Annotated in this window: 17 protein-coding genes; 13 read left to right on the forward strand and 4 right to left on the reverse strand. The window is 65.9% G+C overall.

Annotated features, from left to right (window positions below; translation table 11 throughout):
* The first annotated feature begins 120 nt into the window (after positions 1–120).
* Genes LRS08_RS16155 through flgH form a run of 4 tightly spaced genes read left to right on the forward strand, consistent with a single transcriptional unit; the run spans position 121 to position 2944 of the window.
* Positions 121–864 carry a flagellar hook-basal body protein gene (locus tag LRS08_RS16155; RefSeq protein WP_257845393.1) on the forward strand — a complete coding sequence of 248 codons (744 nt, stop codon included), beginning with the start codon at positions 121–123 and terminating at the stop codon, positions 862–864.
* 24 nt (positions 865–888) lie between these two features.
* Positions 889–1671: a flagellar basal-body rod protein FlgG gene (gene flgG / locus LRS08_RS16160; protein WP_257842727.1), complete on the forward strand. Its 783-nt coding sequence runs from the start codon at positions 889–891 to the stop codon at positions 1669–1671.
* The gene (gene flgA / locus LRS08_RS16165) at positions 1671–2150 is read left to right on the forward strand and encodes a flagellar basal body P-ring formation chaperone FlgA (RefSeq protein WP_257842726.1); all 480 of its coding nucleotides are present in this window, start codon (positions 1671–1673) and stop codon (positions 2148–2150) included. The genes flgG and flgA overlap by 1 nt, the downstream gene beginning before the upstream one ends.
* Positions 2151–2164: 14 nt before the next feature.
* Positions 2165–2944 carry a flagellar basal body L-ring protein FlgH gene (flgH, locus tag LRS08_RS16170; protein ID WP_257842725.1) on the forward strand — a complete coding sequence of 260 codons (780 nt, stop codon included), beginning with the start codon at positions 2165–2167 and terminating at the stop codon, positions 2942–2944.
* 163 nt (positions 2945–3107) lie between these two features.
* Here the strand turns inward: flgH and LRS08_RS16175 are convergent, their stop codons facing one another.
* The 3 genes from LRS08_RS16175 to LRS08_RS16185 form a co-directional block, all read right to left on the reverse strand.
* Positions 3108–3344, reverse strand: a complete 237-nt coding sequence (locus LRS08_RS16175) for a hypothetical protein (RefSeq protein ID WP_260480952.1) — start codon at positions 3342–3344, stop codon at positions 3108–3110.
* A gap of 76 nt (positions 3345–3420) precedes the next feature.
* Positions 3421–4173 carry a FadR/GntR family transcriptional regulator gene (locus tag LRS08_RS16180; RefSeq protein ID WP_257842724.1) on the reverse strand — a complete coding sequence of 251 codons (753 nt, stop codon included), beginning with the start codon at positions 4171–4173 and terminating at the stop codon, positions 3421–3423.
* Positions 4174–4177: 4 nt separating this feature from the next.
* Positions 4178–5095, reverse strand: coding sequence for a DUF4861 domain-containing protein (locus LRS08_RS16185; protein WP_260480953.1), 918 nt, complete (start codon positions 5093–5095; stop codon positions 4178–4180).
* A 162-nt stretch (positions 5096–5257) separates the two neighbouring features.
* Between LRS08_RS16185 and LRS08_RS16190 the strand changes: the two genes are divergently transcribed.
* From LRS08_RS16190 to LRS08_RS16220, 7 genes are all read left to right on the forward strand, one after another.
* Positions 5258–6427: a glycoside hydrolase family 105 protein gene (locus LRS08_RS16190; RefSeq protein ID WP_257842722.1), complete on the forward strand. Its 1170-nt coding sequence runs from the start codon at positions 5258–5260 to the stop codon at positions 6425–6427.
* Entirely contained in the window at positions 6427–6786 is a 360-nt protein-coding gene (locus LRS08_RS16195; protein ID WP_260480954.1) for a hypothetical protein, read from the forward strand. Before LRS08_RS16190 ends, LRS08_RS16195 begins: the two co-directional genes overlap by 1 nt.
* A complete protein-coding gene (locus LRS08_RS16200) occupies positions 6683–7945 on the forward strand; it encodes a hypothetical protein (RefSeq protein WP_260480955.1) in 1263 nt (420 codons plus the stop codon). The genes LRS08_RS16195 and LRS08_RS16200 overlap by 104 nt, the downstream gene beginning before the upstream one ends.
* Entirely contained in the window at positions 7893–8300 is a 408-nt protein-coding gene (locus LRS08_RS16205; RefSeq protein WP_260480956.1) for a hypothetical protein, read from the forward strand. The genes LRS08_RS16200 and LRS08_RS16205 overlap by 53 nt, the downstream gene beginning before the upstream one ends.
* A gap of 104 nt (positions 8301–8404) precedes the next feature.
* On the forward strand, positions 8405–9580 hold the full coding sequence (locus tag LRS08_RS16210) for a TonB-dependent receptor plug domain-containing protein (protein ID WP_260480957.1): 1176 nt from the start codon (positions 8405–8407) through the stop codon (positions 9578–9580).
* Positions 9498–11309, forward strand: coding sequence for a TonB-dependent receptor domain-containing protein (locus tag LRS08_RS16215; RefSeq protein WP_260480958.1), 1812 nt, complete (start codon positions 9498–9500; stop codon positions 11307–11309). The genes LRS08_RS16210 and LRS08_RS16215 overlap by 83 nt, the downstream gene beginning before the upstream one ends.
* On the forward strand, positions 11306–12550 hold the full coding sequence (locus LRS08_RS16220) for an alginate lyase family protein (RefSeq protein WP_260480959.1): 1245 nt from the start codon (positions 11306–11308) through the stop codon (positions 12548–12550). Before LRS08_RS16215 ends, LRS08_RS16220 begins: the two co-directional genes overlap by 4 nt.
* A gap of 41 nt (positions 12551–12591) precedes the next feature.
* Here LRS08_RS16220 and LRS08_RS16225 read toward each other — a convergent pair whose 3' ends face one another.
* The gene (locus LRS08_RS16225) at positions 12592–13902 is read right to left on the reverse strand and encodes a replication-associated recombination protein A (RefSeq protein WP_260480960.1); all 1311 of its coding nucleotides are present in this window, start codon (positions 13900–13902) and stop codon (positions 12592–12594) included.
* Between the two features lie 142 nt (positions 13903–14044).
* On the opposite strand from LRS08_RS16225, the gene LRS08_RS16230 reads away from it, so the two are divergent.
* Both LRS08_RS16230 and LRS08_RS16235 read left to right on the forward strand, forming a co-directional pair.
* Entirely contained in the window at positions 14045–14602 is a 558-nt protein-coding gene (locus tag LRS08_RS16230; RefSeq protein ID WP_260480961.1) for a PadR family transcriptional regulator, read from the forward strand.
* Positions 14602–14916: a DUF2218 domain-containing protein gene (locus LRS08_RS16235; protein WP_260480962.1), complete on the forward strand. Its 315-nt coding sequence runs from the start codon at positions 14602–14604 to the stop codon at positions 14914–14916. The genes LRS08_RS16230 and LRS08_RS16235 overlap by 1 nt, the downstream gene beginning before the upstream one ends.
* Positions 14917–15041 lie beyond the last annotated feature (125 nt).

Genomic DNA, 15041 nt, shown 5'->3' on the forward strand with positions numbered 1-15041 from the left:
CCCCAATCTCTTTGCCCATCCGCGACCGGACCGGCGGAATGTTCCTATTATAGAGGGGCGGGTCGGCAACATTTGCCTAGCCGCAAAAAATTGGACGAATTTTTTGAAGGGGCGGTGGCGATGGATATCTCATCCTATGTGCTGCTGAGTCACGAGCAGGCGCTAAGGCGTCGTCTCGACGTGAGCGCGAATAATATGGCCAATATCTCGACGGCCGGGTTCAAGCGCGAGGCACCGGTGTTCCGCGAGTATGTGGAGCAGGCCGGGGGCGGCGCGGACGCGCCCGTCAAGACGACGTCGATGGTGCTCGACTATGGCGCGGTGCATGACCAGAGCGCGGGCGCGTTCACCGTCACCGGCAACTCGCTCGACGTGATGATCGACGGGCCCGGCTATCTGGCCGTGGAAACGCCCGAGGGCGGCATCGCCTACACGCGCGCCGGATATCTGAAGGTCGGCGAGGACGGCACGCTGCAGACTGCGGGCGGGCTGACCCTGCTCGGCGAGGGCGGTCGCCCGATCGCCATTCCCCCTGAACAGGCGGGGCAGGTCAGCATCGGCAAGGACGGCACCGTCAGCGCGGGCGACGCGCAGGTCGGGCGCGTCGCGGTAACGGTGTTCGACGACGAGCGCATGGTCGACCCGCGCGGCGACGGCACCTTTGCCGGCACCGGCGGGCGCGAGCTCGGCGCGGAGCAGACCAAACTCAAATCCGGCGGCGTCGAAGGATCGAACGTCCAGGCAATCGTCGAGACCACCAACATGGTCGAGATCCTGCGCGCCTATCAGACGAGCATGAAGATGTCGGAGGCGCTGGGCGACATGCGCAAGACCGCGATCGACAAGCTTGGCCGCTTCGGCTGACCCCATTTCCACGGAGACTGATCCATGCGTACCCTCTCCATCGCCGGCACGGGCATGCTCGCGCAGCAGACCAATGTCGATGTCATCTCGAACAATATCGCGAACATGAACACGACGGCGTACAAGCGCCAGCGTGCCGAGTTTCAGGACCTGCTCTATCAGCAGGTGACCCGTCCCGGTGGTTCGTCCGGTCCCGACAGCCGCGTGCCGACCGGCATCCAGATCGGCGCAGGCGTCAAGACCGGCGGCGTCTATCGCATCGCGACCCAGGGCGCGATGACCCAGACCGACAATCGCTACGACACGGCAATCCAGGGCCGTGGCTATTTCGCGATTACCCTGCCGTCGGGTGAGACCGCCTATACCCGCGATGGATCGTTCCAGCTGTCCGACCAGGGTGAACTGGTCAACGCCGACGGCTTCCCGGTTCAGCCCGGGATCACGATTCCCGCCGAGGCGATCGACGTCACCATCTCGAAGACGGGCGAGGTCCAGGTGATCCTCGCCGGCCAGCCCGAGCCGCAGAATGTCGGCCAGCTCCAGCTCGCGACCTTCATCAACGAGGCCGGGCTTGAGGCACAGGGCGGCAACCTCTTCCTCGAAACCGCAGCATCGGGCCAGCCGACCATCGCCAATCCGGGCGAGCCGGGCTTCGGCGTACTCCAGCAGGGCTTTGTCGAAGCGTCGAACGTCAATCCGGTGGCCGAAATCACCGCGCTGATCACCGCGCAACGCGCCTATGAAATGAACAGCCGCGTCGTGAAGACCGCGGACGAGATGCTGGCCACGACCAGCCAGCTGCGCTGATGGTTTACCGCATCGCTTTTGTGGCACTGGCGCTGGTGCCGGTTCCGGCCCCCGCCCAGACGGCTGCGCCGACGCCCGCTCCGGTGCGCGTCGCACCCGCTCAGGTCGAGGTCGCCGTGCTTGCGCGCGCCGTGCAGCGTGGCGAGATCCTGTCCGCCGACGACTTCGTCTATGAGAAGCGCTCACCCAACATGGGCCGCGGCGCGATCGAGGCGGAGGCTGCCAAGGGCTTGGAAGCGGTGCGCCCGCTCTCGCCCGGATCGATCGTCCGGGTCAGCGACGTCATCGCCCCGCGACTGGTCCGTCGCGGCGAGCCGGTGCTGATCGCCTACAAGACCGGCGCACTCACCATCACCACCCAGGGCCGCGCCCTGGCCAGCGCGGGGGCGGGAGAACCGGTCCGCGTCGTCGCCACCGCCACCCAGCGCACGCTCGACGGTTTCGTCGCCGGCAACGGGCTGGTCCGAATCGCTTACTGAGGGAGTAGAAACCCATGAAGAAGATCGTTCTCGCCATCACCACCGCGTCCCTGCTTTCCGGCTGCGGCAGCGTCGAACGCCTTGGCCGCATCGGCAAGGCACCCAAGATGACCGCGCCTGAAGAGATGGCGATGCCCGGCGGCGAACGCTCGCTTGGCACCCCTGGCCTGCGCAGCGGGGCGCAGGTCGCTGCCGTCGCGGGCACCCCGGCAGCACCCGGAGTCGTTCCGGTTCAGGCGCCCGCAGCCTCGGCGTCGCTGTTTCGCGCCGGTGCGGGCGCGTTCTTCAGCGATCAGCGCGCGGCCCGGATGGGCGACATTCTGACGATCAAGATCAACATCGCCGACAAGGCGGAGGTGGGCAACAACACCTCGCGCGTCCGCACCGGTTCGGAAAGCGCCAGCATCGCCTCGCTGCTCGGCCTTGAAAAGCTGCTGCCCAAGGCGCTCAATCCGGCGAACCTCGCCAGCACCGACAGCAAGTCGCAGTCGGGCGGCGGTGGCAATATCAGCCGTTCCGAAACGATCAACATGACCATGTCGGCGATCGTCACCAACGTTTTCCCCAACGGCAATCTGGGCATCCGCGGCCGTCAGGAAGTGCGCGTGAACAACGAATTGCGCGAACTGGTGGTGAGCGGCGTGGTCCGCCCGCAGGATATCGGCCGCGACAATTCGGTGCGCCACAGCCAGATCGCCGAAGCGCGGATCAGCTATGGCGGCCGCGGCCAGCTGTCCGACGCGCAGCAGGCACGCTGGGGCCAACAGATCTACGACGCGCTGTTCCCGTTCTAAGCGGGCAGTCAACAGGATTGCCCGTCCCAGCCGGGGGGCCGTGGACGGGCAGCCCCTTCCCAGCCGGGGGGCCGTGGAAAGGGAAGGGAGGCGCAGAAGCGCCGCCATTCCAAAGAGGGGGAGGGAGAAACCCTCCCCCCTTTTTGTTGTTCGAAATCCTGCGTCAGGCGAAAGCGCGCTCGCCCGACGCGCTTGGCAGCTTCGGTGAAGGCCGCCCCATCGTCCAGTTCTTGGTCAGTCGAACGGATGGATTTGGGGCGCACCAAATCTCCCCCGTCTCATTGATCGCCGTGACCCAGATCAGATTATGTTCCTGGCCATAATCGATCATGCCGATCGCATAGCCTTCACCCTTGCCGAGCACGTTGAGCGGGATAGGGGGATTGAGTTGCGTGAACATGCCGGTCGTCCTGAGTTGGACAGCCGTAACGGATGAAACCCGTGTTAGTTCAGGCGGTTGCGGATAGGCGTCAGCTCTAGTCTTCGCCAGCACTCCGTCCCGCCTTCAGCGCTTCATGCCGGTCGATCGACTTCTGGATATGCCGCCGCGCCGCGCGCCGCGCCGCCGCCGGGTCGCCCGCCGCGATCGCCGCGTAGATCGCCTCATGGTCGCGGTTGATCATGCGGGCGTAGCGCTGGTGCTTTTTCGGGTCGTTGCCCTGCAGATACAGCTTGCGCGATGGCACCAGCCGCACGCCGAGAAACTGTGTAAAGCGTACGAAATAGGCGTTGCCGGTCGCGCGCGCGATCGCGGCGTGGAAGGCCGCGTCGGCGGCGACCGATCCCTCCGCCTCGGTGCTCGCATCCATCGCCGCGAGCGCGGCGCGGATGTCCTTCAGATCGGCGTCGGTGCGGCGTTGCGCGGCAAGATCGGCCATCTCCGCCTCGAACCCCATGCGCATTTCGAGCAGGCGCAGCACGTCGTCGATCGCGCTGACCTCGTCCGGGGTCACCTGAAACGCACGATATTGCGCCCCCTCCGCGACATAGGCACCCGATCCGCGCCGCGACACCAGCAGCCCGCGCGCGGCGAGGCGCGAATAGGCTTCCCGCACGACGGTGCGACTGACGCCAAAGCTCTCGGTAATCGCCTTTTCGGTCGGAAAGCGCGACCCCGGGGGCATCTCCCCGCGTTCGATCTGTTCCTCGAACCGCTGGACGAGATCGTCGGCCAGCGATGCCGCCTTGGTCACCGTCATCACGGGACGGATAGCATTGCCCGTGGCCATATGACTAGGGATTGAAATCGGGCTGCTGCTGCTGGACATAGGCTTGCCAATCGGGTTCGCGCTTGAAATCGGGACCGCCGCTCCACGCTGCGCCGGCATGATAGACGAAAGGCTTGCCCGGCGTGACCCGGACGAGGATCAGGTAATTGTCGGCATCCTCGGCAAATCCGGCAAACGCCGCAGGATCGACCATCACCGCCGCCGCCATTGCGCCCTTGTCGGGCGTGTCCGGCCCCCACCACACCAGCCGCGCCTTGTCCGCATCCTTGAGGATGCTGCCCAGCGCGGTGCCGGTCGGGCGCTTCGAAATGCCGATCGCGACAGTCAGCGGTTGGCTGCTGCTCGACGCGATGGTCGATGTCATGCGGATAAAGTTGCTACCCGGTGCCAGTGCGAACTGCCGTGTCTCGGCGACGGTGCGCGCGGTATCGACCGGCCAGGCGGGATAGTCGACGCTGAACGCCGCACGCTCCGGCCCCGCCACAGCGATCCGCGGGTTCACATAGTTGCGCGACGTCCACAGCTTGTTGTCGTGCCAGATGCCCAGGCCGCCGACCCCGCGTCCGGTACCGACATTGTAGAAATCGACGCCCTCGCCCTGGTCCTGATGCTGGTCGCCGGTGCGCAGCTGGCGGTCCATGAACGGCCATCGCACCCGCTTGCCCCAGGCGTCGATGCCGGAGGAGGAGGGGGGCTCGGCGGCTTCGAGCGGACGACCGTAGATGCGGAAGGCAATGCGGTCGTTCTCGAACAACAGGTCGCCGAATCGATAGTCGGCAATCGACACCGCAGCGCGCGCCTTCTGTTCCTCGGCAGTCGCGGTGCGCAGCGGTTTGTGCTGCTGCGCCCAGGCCGCGCCCGCGACAAGCGCCGTGATCATCGCGGCATAGAGCGGCATTCGGGCCATTCGCGGTTTCGGCATCCCATCCTCTCGACTTCGCGGCTTAGTTGTGTGACAACCTTATTGACAGCCATTCGTCAATTGGAAAGATTATGGCACCGGTGTCAACAACCATGATGCGCCGGACCGTCAGGAGAGGGGCTGCGACCGTCACGGCTCGCGCCATGCCCGGAAGGAAATGAGATGTCGTTGATTCTGCTTGCCCTTGCCGGAGCGCTTCCCGCTGCGTCCGCCCCGATTGCGACCGTCCCGGCGGCCGAGACGCGCGCGCAACTGCCCAAGCCCGACGCGATCCTGGCGCAGGTGCGTCGTGTCGCTGACTGGCAGCTGGCGAACAAGACCAATTGGGCGACGATGCCGCTCGCGCGCAAAAGCGTGCAGAACCCGCGCGACTGGCAGCAGGCGACCTTCTGGATCGCACTGACCGAACTTGCCAAGCGCGATGCGCGCTACGCCCCGCCGCTGATGGAGCTGGGCCGTGAGATGGCGTGGAAACTGGGCGACAACCCCTTTCACGCCGACGACCAGCTGATCGGTCAGGCATGGATCTGGGCGGCACGTAACGGCGCGGGCAGGGAGGCACTCGCCCCGACCATCGCCTATTTCGATAACGTACTCGCCAACCGCCCGACCGGCAGCCTGGAGTTCATCCCCGGCGCGCCCGGCGCGGGCTGGTCGAAATGCACCGATCGCTGGTGCTGGTGCGACGCGATCTTCATGGCGCCGCCGACTTTGCTCCAGCTCGCCCGCCAGACCGGCGACCAGCGCTATGCCGACTTCGCGCATGAAGAGTTCAAGGCGACAACCGACTATCTCTACGACCCGGTCGAGAAGCTCTATTTCCGCGACAGCCGTTTCTTCGACACGCGCGATGCGAAGGGGCGCAAGCAATTCTGGAGCCGGGGCAATGGCTGGGTGATGGGCGGCATGGTCCGCATGCTCGACGCGATGCCGCGCAAGGACCCCAAGCGCGCTTACTATGAAGGGCTGTTCCGCGACATGGCGGCGAAGTTGCTGACGCTGCAAAAAGCGGACGGCTATTGGTCGCCGTCTCTGCTCGACACCGATCCGTCGACCCCGACCGAGACCAGCGGGACTGCCTTCTACACCTATGCCTTCGCCTGGGGGATCGACGCGGGCCTGCTCGACCGTGCGACCTATCAGGCCGCCGCGGTGCGCGGCTGGAATGCGATCGTCCGTGCGGTACAGCCCGACGGGATGCTCGGCTGGGTCCAGCAGGTCGGCGACCGGCCCGACAGCGTGTCGGCGAAGGAAACGCAATTCTACGGATCGGGCGCGTTCATCCTCGCCGGTACCGCGATGGCGGATCTCGCGCGAAAGGAGGCGCACTGATGCGGGCGTTGTTGCTGCTCGCGCTCGCCGCGCCGCTTTCGGCTCAGGCCGCCGATCGCCGAGCCGAGGCTCCCGCCGGGCCGATCTATACCGACAGCGTTGCGCCGATGGACGCGACCGTCACCACCCGCCTGATGCCGCAGGTCGAGGCGCTGGTCGAACAGCTGCTGCGCGACGGCAAGGCGACGAAGATCGACGGCGTCGCGGTGTTCGGGGGGCGGGGACAAGTTCCTCCCCGGCAAGATCGCCGCGACCATGGCGCACCGCATCGTCGCGCTCGACGCCAACGACCCCCGGCTCGACCAGCGTCTGCGCGAGTTCGCCGACATGGCCGAGCTGACGCTCGCCAACGACAATGAGAGCTGGGGCCTCTATTACTATATCAACGCCCTACACGACCTGCACGCGCGCGGCCTGCTCGAGCGCGCCGTTCGCCCGGCGACCCTCGCGACGCTGCGCCAACGGCTCGACTGGCGCCGCTTCGTGCGGCCCGATCTCAGCCTGATCAACCTGCCCAACAATTATTACGGCGTTGCCTTCTCGATCGCGCGTTTTCGCCATTTGCTTGGCTGGGAGGATGCCAGCGCGGGCGACCAGCTGCTCGCGCGGATGATCGACCATTATCGGAAATATTCGGGCGAGTATGGCTTTGCCGACGAGACCGAAGGGAAGGGGCGGTTCGACCGTTATTCGGTGCTGCTGATCGGCGAGATCGCGCACCGCCTGCTCGAAACCGGGATGACGCCGAGCGACGAGGTCAAGGCGTGGCTGCGCAAGTCGGTCGACCTGCTGCTCCTGCGCTTCAACCTGCATGGCGAGGGGTTCGAATATGGCCGCAGCATCGGCACTTATGGCGACACCGCGTTCCTGGAGGTGCTGACCGCCGCCGCCTTGCTCAAGGTGATGACCCCGGTGGAAGAGCGCATGGCCTATGCCTTCTCCAGCCGGGTGACGGCGCGCTACATGGATTTCTGGATCGACCCCGTCAGCGGATCGGTCGACATGTGGGGTCGCACGGCGTGGGGGGCAGGGGCGGCGCACCGATGTCTATCGCGGCGAAGCGCGCATCCTGGGGGAGAATTTCAGCCTCGCGCGCCAGCATATCTACACCAACGCGATCTGGAACCGGCTCGGCTATCGCGGTCAGGCGCCCGATCCGGGATTCGGGCGCTGGTTGGGCACGCTGCCGCGCTCGACCACGACCTGGTTCGCGCGCGGGCTGCACGATCGCGGGCTGGTGACGATCCGCGACGGCAATCGGATGATCTCGTTGCCGATCATCAACGGGGCAGAGGGGCAGCATATGAACAACCCCTATTTCCCGATCCCCTTCTCGCCCGGCATGCTCGCCGGGTCGGCGGACGCGGCCTTCCCGCAGCTGCTGCCGCGCGTCACCCTGGGCGACGGCACCGTGCTGATGCCGCTCGCCTTCTTCAAGGATGTGCGGGTGACGCGGCGTGGCGCGGTGACCGAGGTCCGCTGGCACCAGACTGCGCTCGACCGGATGGGGGGCAATGATGCGCAACTCGACACGCGGGTGTCCATCGAAACGCACTATCGCTTTTCGCCCGGCAAGATCGAGCGGCGCGACCGCATCGTCCCGGCGGAGGGCGTGAAAATCGGCCGCATCGACATGGAGTTTGCGACCTTCTCCGGCGATCCGGCAAAGCAGCCGGGCGGGGTGCGGTTCGCGCGCGGCGCGGTGCAGCGCTTCGTCGCCTCCGGCTATGGCGATTGCGATGCCCAACCGGCGTCGGACCCGGTGTATCGGTCGCCGACCGGACCCTTCTCTACCGTCGTCAAATGCAGCCGTTTCGCAGCTGAAATAGACTCGCGCGCCATAGCGACGGTTTGGTCTTTGTCATACAACTAGTCCGAAAGGGGAGTTGACGCGCATTGGGCTAGTTGTCATACACATCGTTGACACCGGTATCAGCCGGGCCGGGATCCGATATCCCGCAATCGGGGAGAGTTGGGATGAGGAAGATTTCGGCCATCGCGATCCGCGGGTCGCTGCTGGCATCGGCGGCTCTGGCGGTATGCGCGCCGGCTGTGGCGCAGGAAGATGCGCCTGCGACTGCCGCTCAGTCCGACGAAGATGAAATCCTCGTCACCGGCTCTCGCGCGACTCAGCGCACATCGATCGAGTTCAAGCGCAACGCCGACGTCGTCGTTGACGGACTGGTCAGCGACGAGATCGGCGCGACGCCGGACAACAGCGTCGGCGACACGCTGGAGCGGATCGTCGGCGTCTCGGCCGACCGGTTCAAGGGCAACGCGAACGAACTGTCGGTGCGCGGCCTTGGCCCCACACTCAGCTTTTCGACCTTCAACGGGCGCGAGGTGTCGACCGCCGGCCCCGACCGCTCGGTTGCCTTCCAGCAATTCCCGTCGGAGCTGGTCAACGGCGTGCTGGTCTATAAATCGCAGCGCGCCGATTTCCTCGAAGGCGGCGTCGGCGGGGTGATCGAGCTGCGGTCGATGAAGCCGCTCGATTACGGGAAACGGCGCATCCAGTTCGAGATCCGCGGCGATTTCCAGCCCAAGGACGATGACGTCTATCAGCATGACGGCCTCGGCTATCGCGCCAATTTCTCCTACACCGACCAGTTCTCGACCGGGCTGGGCGATATCGGCATCTCGATCGGCTATCAGCGCCAGGATACGACTGCGCCGGAAGATTATTACAACGCGAACTCGACCTTCCAGCTGTGCAATACCTCGGCAAACAATCCGTGGCTTCTGACCGGCAACGCCGCCGCCCTGAACGCGGCAGGGGCTGGGCAGAACTGCACCAACGCCACCGGCCCGCGTACCGTTAGCGGCACGGTGATCGGCGAAACACGCGGCGACGCCTATTTCGCCAACAGCTCGCGCAGCTTCCGCACCCAGCAGACGTCGGAAATCCGCGACGGCATCATCGGCGCGCTGCAATGGCGGCCGCACAGCGATTTCGAGGTGGCGATCGACGGCCAGTATTCGAACCGCGCCAGCCTTGAGGACCGTAACGTTCTGGGCATCACCGAGGGCCTTCGCGGCGTCCAGCCGCTCGTGATCAGCGATGGCGCCAATGGCGACCGCCCCGGCGCGCTGCTCAGCTATCGCGGCAACTCCAACCTCGAAAACCAGCTCGAAACGCGCCAGCGGGAATGAGGAGTATCTGGGCGGCGGCCTCAACCTGATCTGGTCGCCCGACCGCTGGAACATCGCGCTCGACGGCTCATATTCGCGCAGCCACCGCACCGAAACGCAGAAGCAGACGCGCATGCGCTCGACAACGCGCGTGCCGTACACGCTGACCTATGACGGCGACAATGTCGTGCCGACCGTCGATTTCGGCACGTTCGACATCACCAACCACGCCAATTTCCTCGCGACCGGCAACACCGCCGTGTATGCGCGCAACCGCTTCGTCACCGACCGGCAGGACGAAATCTGGGCCGCGCGCTTCGACGTCGAGCGTGAGCTGGACGGGTTCATCACCTCGGTGAAAATCGGCGGTCGCTTCTCCGACCACCACCGCACCAACGACAATGCGCGCAACAACGATCTGAACACGATCCCCGGCACCACTGCAGAGGTGGCGGCGCGCATCACGCTGGCCAACCAGCAATGCCGCGTGCCGTTCACGACCAGCAGCTACATGTCGGGCATGGGCGGCAACGTCACGCGCTGGGCGACGTTCGACAATGACTGCCTGTTCCGCACCTTCACCGGCAGCGACGACGCGCTTCCGATCCCCGCCGATGGCCGCGATCCGAGCGACATCGATGTGCGGGAGCGGATCTGGTCGGCCTATGCCATGGCCAATTTCCGCCAGGATGAGGGCGCGTTGCCGTTCAGCGGCAATGTCGGCCTGCGCTATGTGCGCACCGACATCACCTCGATCGGCTATCGCCAGGCCTATCGCATCGTGATCGACACGCCGGGCGACAGCTACGCCGTCAGCGTCGATCCGGCGGGGCAGCTCCAGACCAACACGCTCAAGGGCAAATACGAATATCTGCTGCCCAGCGCGAACATCGCGTTCGACCTCAGCGACCAGCTGAAGCTGCGCCTCGCCGCCTATCGCGCCATTGCGCGATCGGGGATCGAGAGCTTCGGCGCGGGGATCAACTTGAACCCCTCGGCGGGCACCGGTCTCGACAACATCATCTTCAACGCGACGACCGGGAACCCAAACCTCAAGCCGCTGCGCGCCTGGAATCTAGATGCCAGCGTCGAACTCTATGCGTCGAAGGACACGTTGCTGTCGGTCGCGGGCTATTACAAATGGGCCAAGGGCACGGTCATCGGGCGGTCGGAGCCGGTGCCGACCGACATCACCGTCACCACCATCCGAGACGGCGGTGCGCCGACGACCGAGACGTTCGAAATCGAGCCGGTCGGCCCGGCCAACGATCTGGAAACGCGCCACCTTTATGGCGTGGAGGCGACGTTCAGCCATGTCCTGACCTGGCTGCCCGACCCGCTCGACGGCTTCGGAATTCAGGGATCGGTCAACCGCGCCTTCGCCAATTTCGAATATCCCGATACCTCGCCGATCGCGGCCTATGTCGACGACGCGAACCTGATCGGCCTGTCCAAGTGGACCGCCAGCGGATCGGTGTGGTTCGAGAAATGGGGGATGTCGCTGCGCGCGAACGTCCGCCACCGCTCTGACTATTACAAGCCCAATGGCGGCACCAACCGCTACATCCGGCCCGGTACCTATCTCAATCTGTCGGCCCAATATAACCTGACCAAGAACGTCCAGATCAAGCTGCAGGCGCTCAACGTCACCGGTGAACCGGACATCATGTACAAGGGTACGTACGACAATATCGCCGAGGTCTCGAACAGCGGCACGCAATATTTCTTCGGCTTCCGGGTCCGCCTGTGAGCGCACGCAACCTCGGCTGGGCCATCCCTCTCTCGGTCCTTGCCACCGTCGCCGCCGCGGGGTCTCCACCCCCGGCGGCGGCCTTTTCATCCACGCAACAGTGCGCGGGCGTCGACGGCTATGCCGCTGCGTTCGAAGGGCGCCGCACCTTCACGCTGCGCCCGTCCGAACTGACCGCGATCAAGGCGGCACTGCCGAGCGACGCGAAAGCGAAGGGGGAACTCGCCGCGCTGGTGAAGCGCGCCGACGCCGCGGTCGCGCGCAAGCCCGGCAGCGTGCTCGACAAGCGCACTATCCCGCCGTCCAACGACCGCAAGGATTATATCAGCCTCGCCCCCTATTGGTGGCCCGATCCCGCCAACCCGACCGGCCCCTATGTCCGCCGTGACGGCGAGGTGAACCCGGAACGCAACACCAACCGCTTCGACCGCACCGCGCTCGGCCGCATGGGCAGTGACGCCGATCTGCTCGGCCTTGCCTATTATTACACCGGCGACCGCCGCTATGCCGACAAGCTGGCGGCGATCGTCCGCGCCTGGTTCCTCGACCCCGCGACGGCGATGAACCCGAACATGAACTATGCCCAGATGGTCCCCGGCCGCTCGAACGGACGTCCCGAAGGCGTGCTCGACACCAGTACGTTCATCGGGGTGATCGACGCGGTCGGGCTGGCCGGTCCCTCGGGCGCGCTGTCGCCGGATGAGGTCAGGGCGCTGGAGGGCTGGTTCTCCCGCTATCTCGACTGGATGCTGTCCAGCGCGAACGGGAAGGGCGAGGGCGCGAAGAACAACAATCACGGCATCTGGTACGACGCCCAGGTCAGCCGTTTCGCGCTGTTCGCGCGCCGCCCCGATCTCGCGCGCAAGATCGTCGCCGACTTCCCGAAAAGGCGCATCGAGAAGCAGATGCAGCCGGGCGGCGCGCTGCCCGACGAACTCGCCCGCACCCGCAGCGCGCATTATTCGATCTACGCGATCGAGCCCGCGTACCACGTCGCCGACACCGCCGCGTGCCTCGGTGTCGATCTCTACAGCTGGGCCGACGGCAAGGGCCGCTCGCTCCGCGCCGCCACCGACTTCATCGCCGCCTATCGTGGGCGTGCCGAGGCGTGGCCGTACAAGGAGATGAAGTGGCCGGCGGAGGAGCTCGACGCGCTACTGGTTCGCGCAGATGTTGCCTGGCCGAGCGTGTGGGAACGCCGCAGTGAAGGCGATGTCGTGCTGCGCTATCGGGTGCGCTGACCCCATTTGTTACCCCTCCCTTTCAGGGAGGGGAGGTAGGGCTACCGCCCCCGCCGCTCGTCCCACCACGCCAGCCGCTCGGCGATGCGCCTCTCCAGCCCGCGATCGGTCGGCGTATAGAAGGTCTGCGGCGTCATCTCCTCGGGCCAGTAGTTGGCGCCACTGAACCCGCCTTCGGCATCATGGTCATAGGCATAGTCCTTGCCATAGCCGATCTCCTTCATCAGCCTGGTCGGCGCATTGAGGATGTTCTGCGGCGGCATCAGCGACCCGGTCTCCTTGGCCGAGCGCCACGCCGACTTCATCGCCATATAAGCCGCGTTCGATTTGGGCGCGGTCGCGCAATAGAGGCAAGCCTGCACGATCGCCAACTCGCCCTCAGGTGAGCCGAGAAACTCGTAGCTGTCCTTGGCGGCGAGGCACTGGACCAAAGCCTGCGGGTCGGCGAGGCCGATATCCTCGCTCGCGAACCGCACCAGCCGGCGCAGCACGTAGAGCGGCTCCTCACCCGCTACCAGCATCCGTGCGAGATAATAGAGCGCCGCCTGCGGATCGCTCCCGCGCAGCGATTTGTGCAGCGCGGAGATGAGGTTGTAATGCCCCTCGCGATCCTTGTCGTACACCGCGACCCGGCGCTGGAGGAACGCCGACAGCCCCGCAGGGTCGAGCGGCGCGTCGAAGCTGACCGAGTAGAGCGTCTCCGCCTGATTGAGCAGGAAGCGCCCGTCGCCATCCGCACTCGCCACCAGCGCGTCGCGCGCCTCGGGGGTGAGGGGGAGGGGGCGGCCCTCGATCGCCTCGGCGCGGTCGAGCAACTGGCTCAGCGCTTGATGGTCGAGCCGTCGCAGGATCAGCACCTGCGCCCGGCTGAGCAAAGCCGCATTCAGTTCGAACGACGGATTTTCGGTCGTCGCGCCGACCAGCGTCACCGTCCCGTCCTCGACGAACGGCAGAAACCCGTCCTGCTGCGCGCGGTTGAAGCGGTGGATCTCGTCCACGAACAACAAGGTGCGCTGGCCGATACGGGCGAATTCCTTCGCTTCGGCAAACACCTTTTTGAGGTCCGCGACGCCCGAAAACACCGCGCTGATCGCGACGAAGCGCAATCCCACCGCATCGGCGAGCAGCCGCGCGGTCGTCGTCTTGCCCGTCCCCGGCGGTCCCCACAGGATGATCGACGACAGCTTCCCCGCCGCCACCATCCGCCCGATCGCGCCCTCTGCCCCGGTCAGATGCTCCTGGCCCACCACCTCCTCCAGCCGCGCCGGGCGCAGTCGGTCGGCCAGCGGCGCGGACGCGGAAATTTCGGATGGGGAGGCGGCGGGTTCGGTCCCGCCGAACAGATCGGTCATGCGGAACGATATAGGAACTTCGGCCGGAGTCGCGAAGGGGCTTGTCAAAATGCATTCAAGATATATCTTAGACGCATCACGACTCGGATATGAAGGATCAAGAATGTTTGGAAGACATCATCGCGGCTTCGGGCCGCACGGGATGCATGCCAGCCGCGGACGCCGCCAATGGGGCCCGTTCACGGTCGAATGGGATATCAACGCAGAGGCGATGGGCGGGCGCGGTCGCGGCGGCGGGCGTCGTCGCATGTTCAGCGGCGACGAGCTTCGCCTCGTCCTGCTCGCGCTGATCGCCGATCAGCCGCGCCACGGATACGACCTGATCCGCGAGATCGAGGAGCGGACCGGCGGCGCCTATGCGCCCAGCCCGGGCGTGGTCTATCCGACGCTGACGCTGCTCGCCGACATGGACCATATCGCCGAACAGGCGGCGGAGGGCGCCAAGAAGCTCTATGCGATCACCCCGGCGGGGCAGGCGCATCTTGAGGAAAGCGCCGAACAGGTGACCCTGCTGATGGGCCGCCTCGCCGAACTCGGCACGCAGCGCGAACAGAGCGGGCGCAGCCCGGTGCGGCGCGCGATGGGCAATCTCAAAATGGCGGTAATGCAGCGGCTGAACGACGGCGAAGCGGATCAGGCAACGGTCGACGCAGTGATCGACATCATCGACGCCGCGGCGCGCAAGGTGGAGCGCCTCTGATGACTGCGACCGCAACCGGCTTCGCCGCGACCGACAAGGCGTCGCGTTACCTCCAGCAGCTTTGCAAGCATTGGGAGCACAACCTCAAGGTCGATTATACCGCCGACCACGGCACGATCGTCTTCCCGAAGGACGCGCGCGGCGCGAACTGGCCCGGCGATGGGCTGGTTACGCTCGATGCCAAACCCGACGGCATCGCGATCTGCATCGACGCCAGCGCACCCGAGCAGGTCGAGGGGCTGAAGGGCGCGATCGAACGCCATATCGACCGCTTCGCGTTTCGCGAGGAAGGGCTGAAATACGATTGGTCCTAAGTCCCCCTCCCGCTTGCGGGAGGGGCTAGGGAGGGCCTGTCAACACGTCGCCAGGCCGGTGGAGGCCCCCGACCCATTGCCGGGTGAACAGCGCCCCGCGCTGTTCAGGCCATGCCGGGGGCATG

Origin of the sequence: Sphingomonas sp. J315 (assembly GCF_024666595.1) — a bacterium.
GTDB lineage: Bacteria > Pseudomonadota > Alphaproteobacteria > Sphingomonadales > Sphingomonadaceae > Sphingomonas.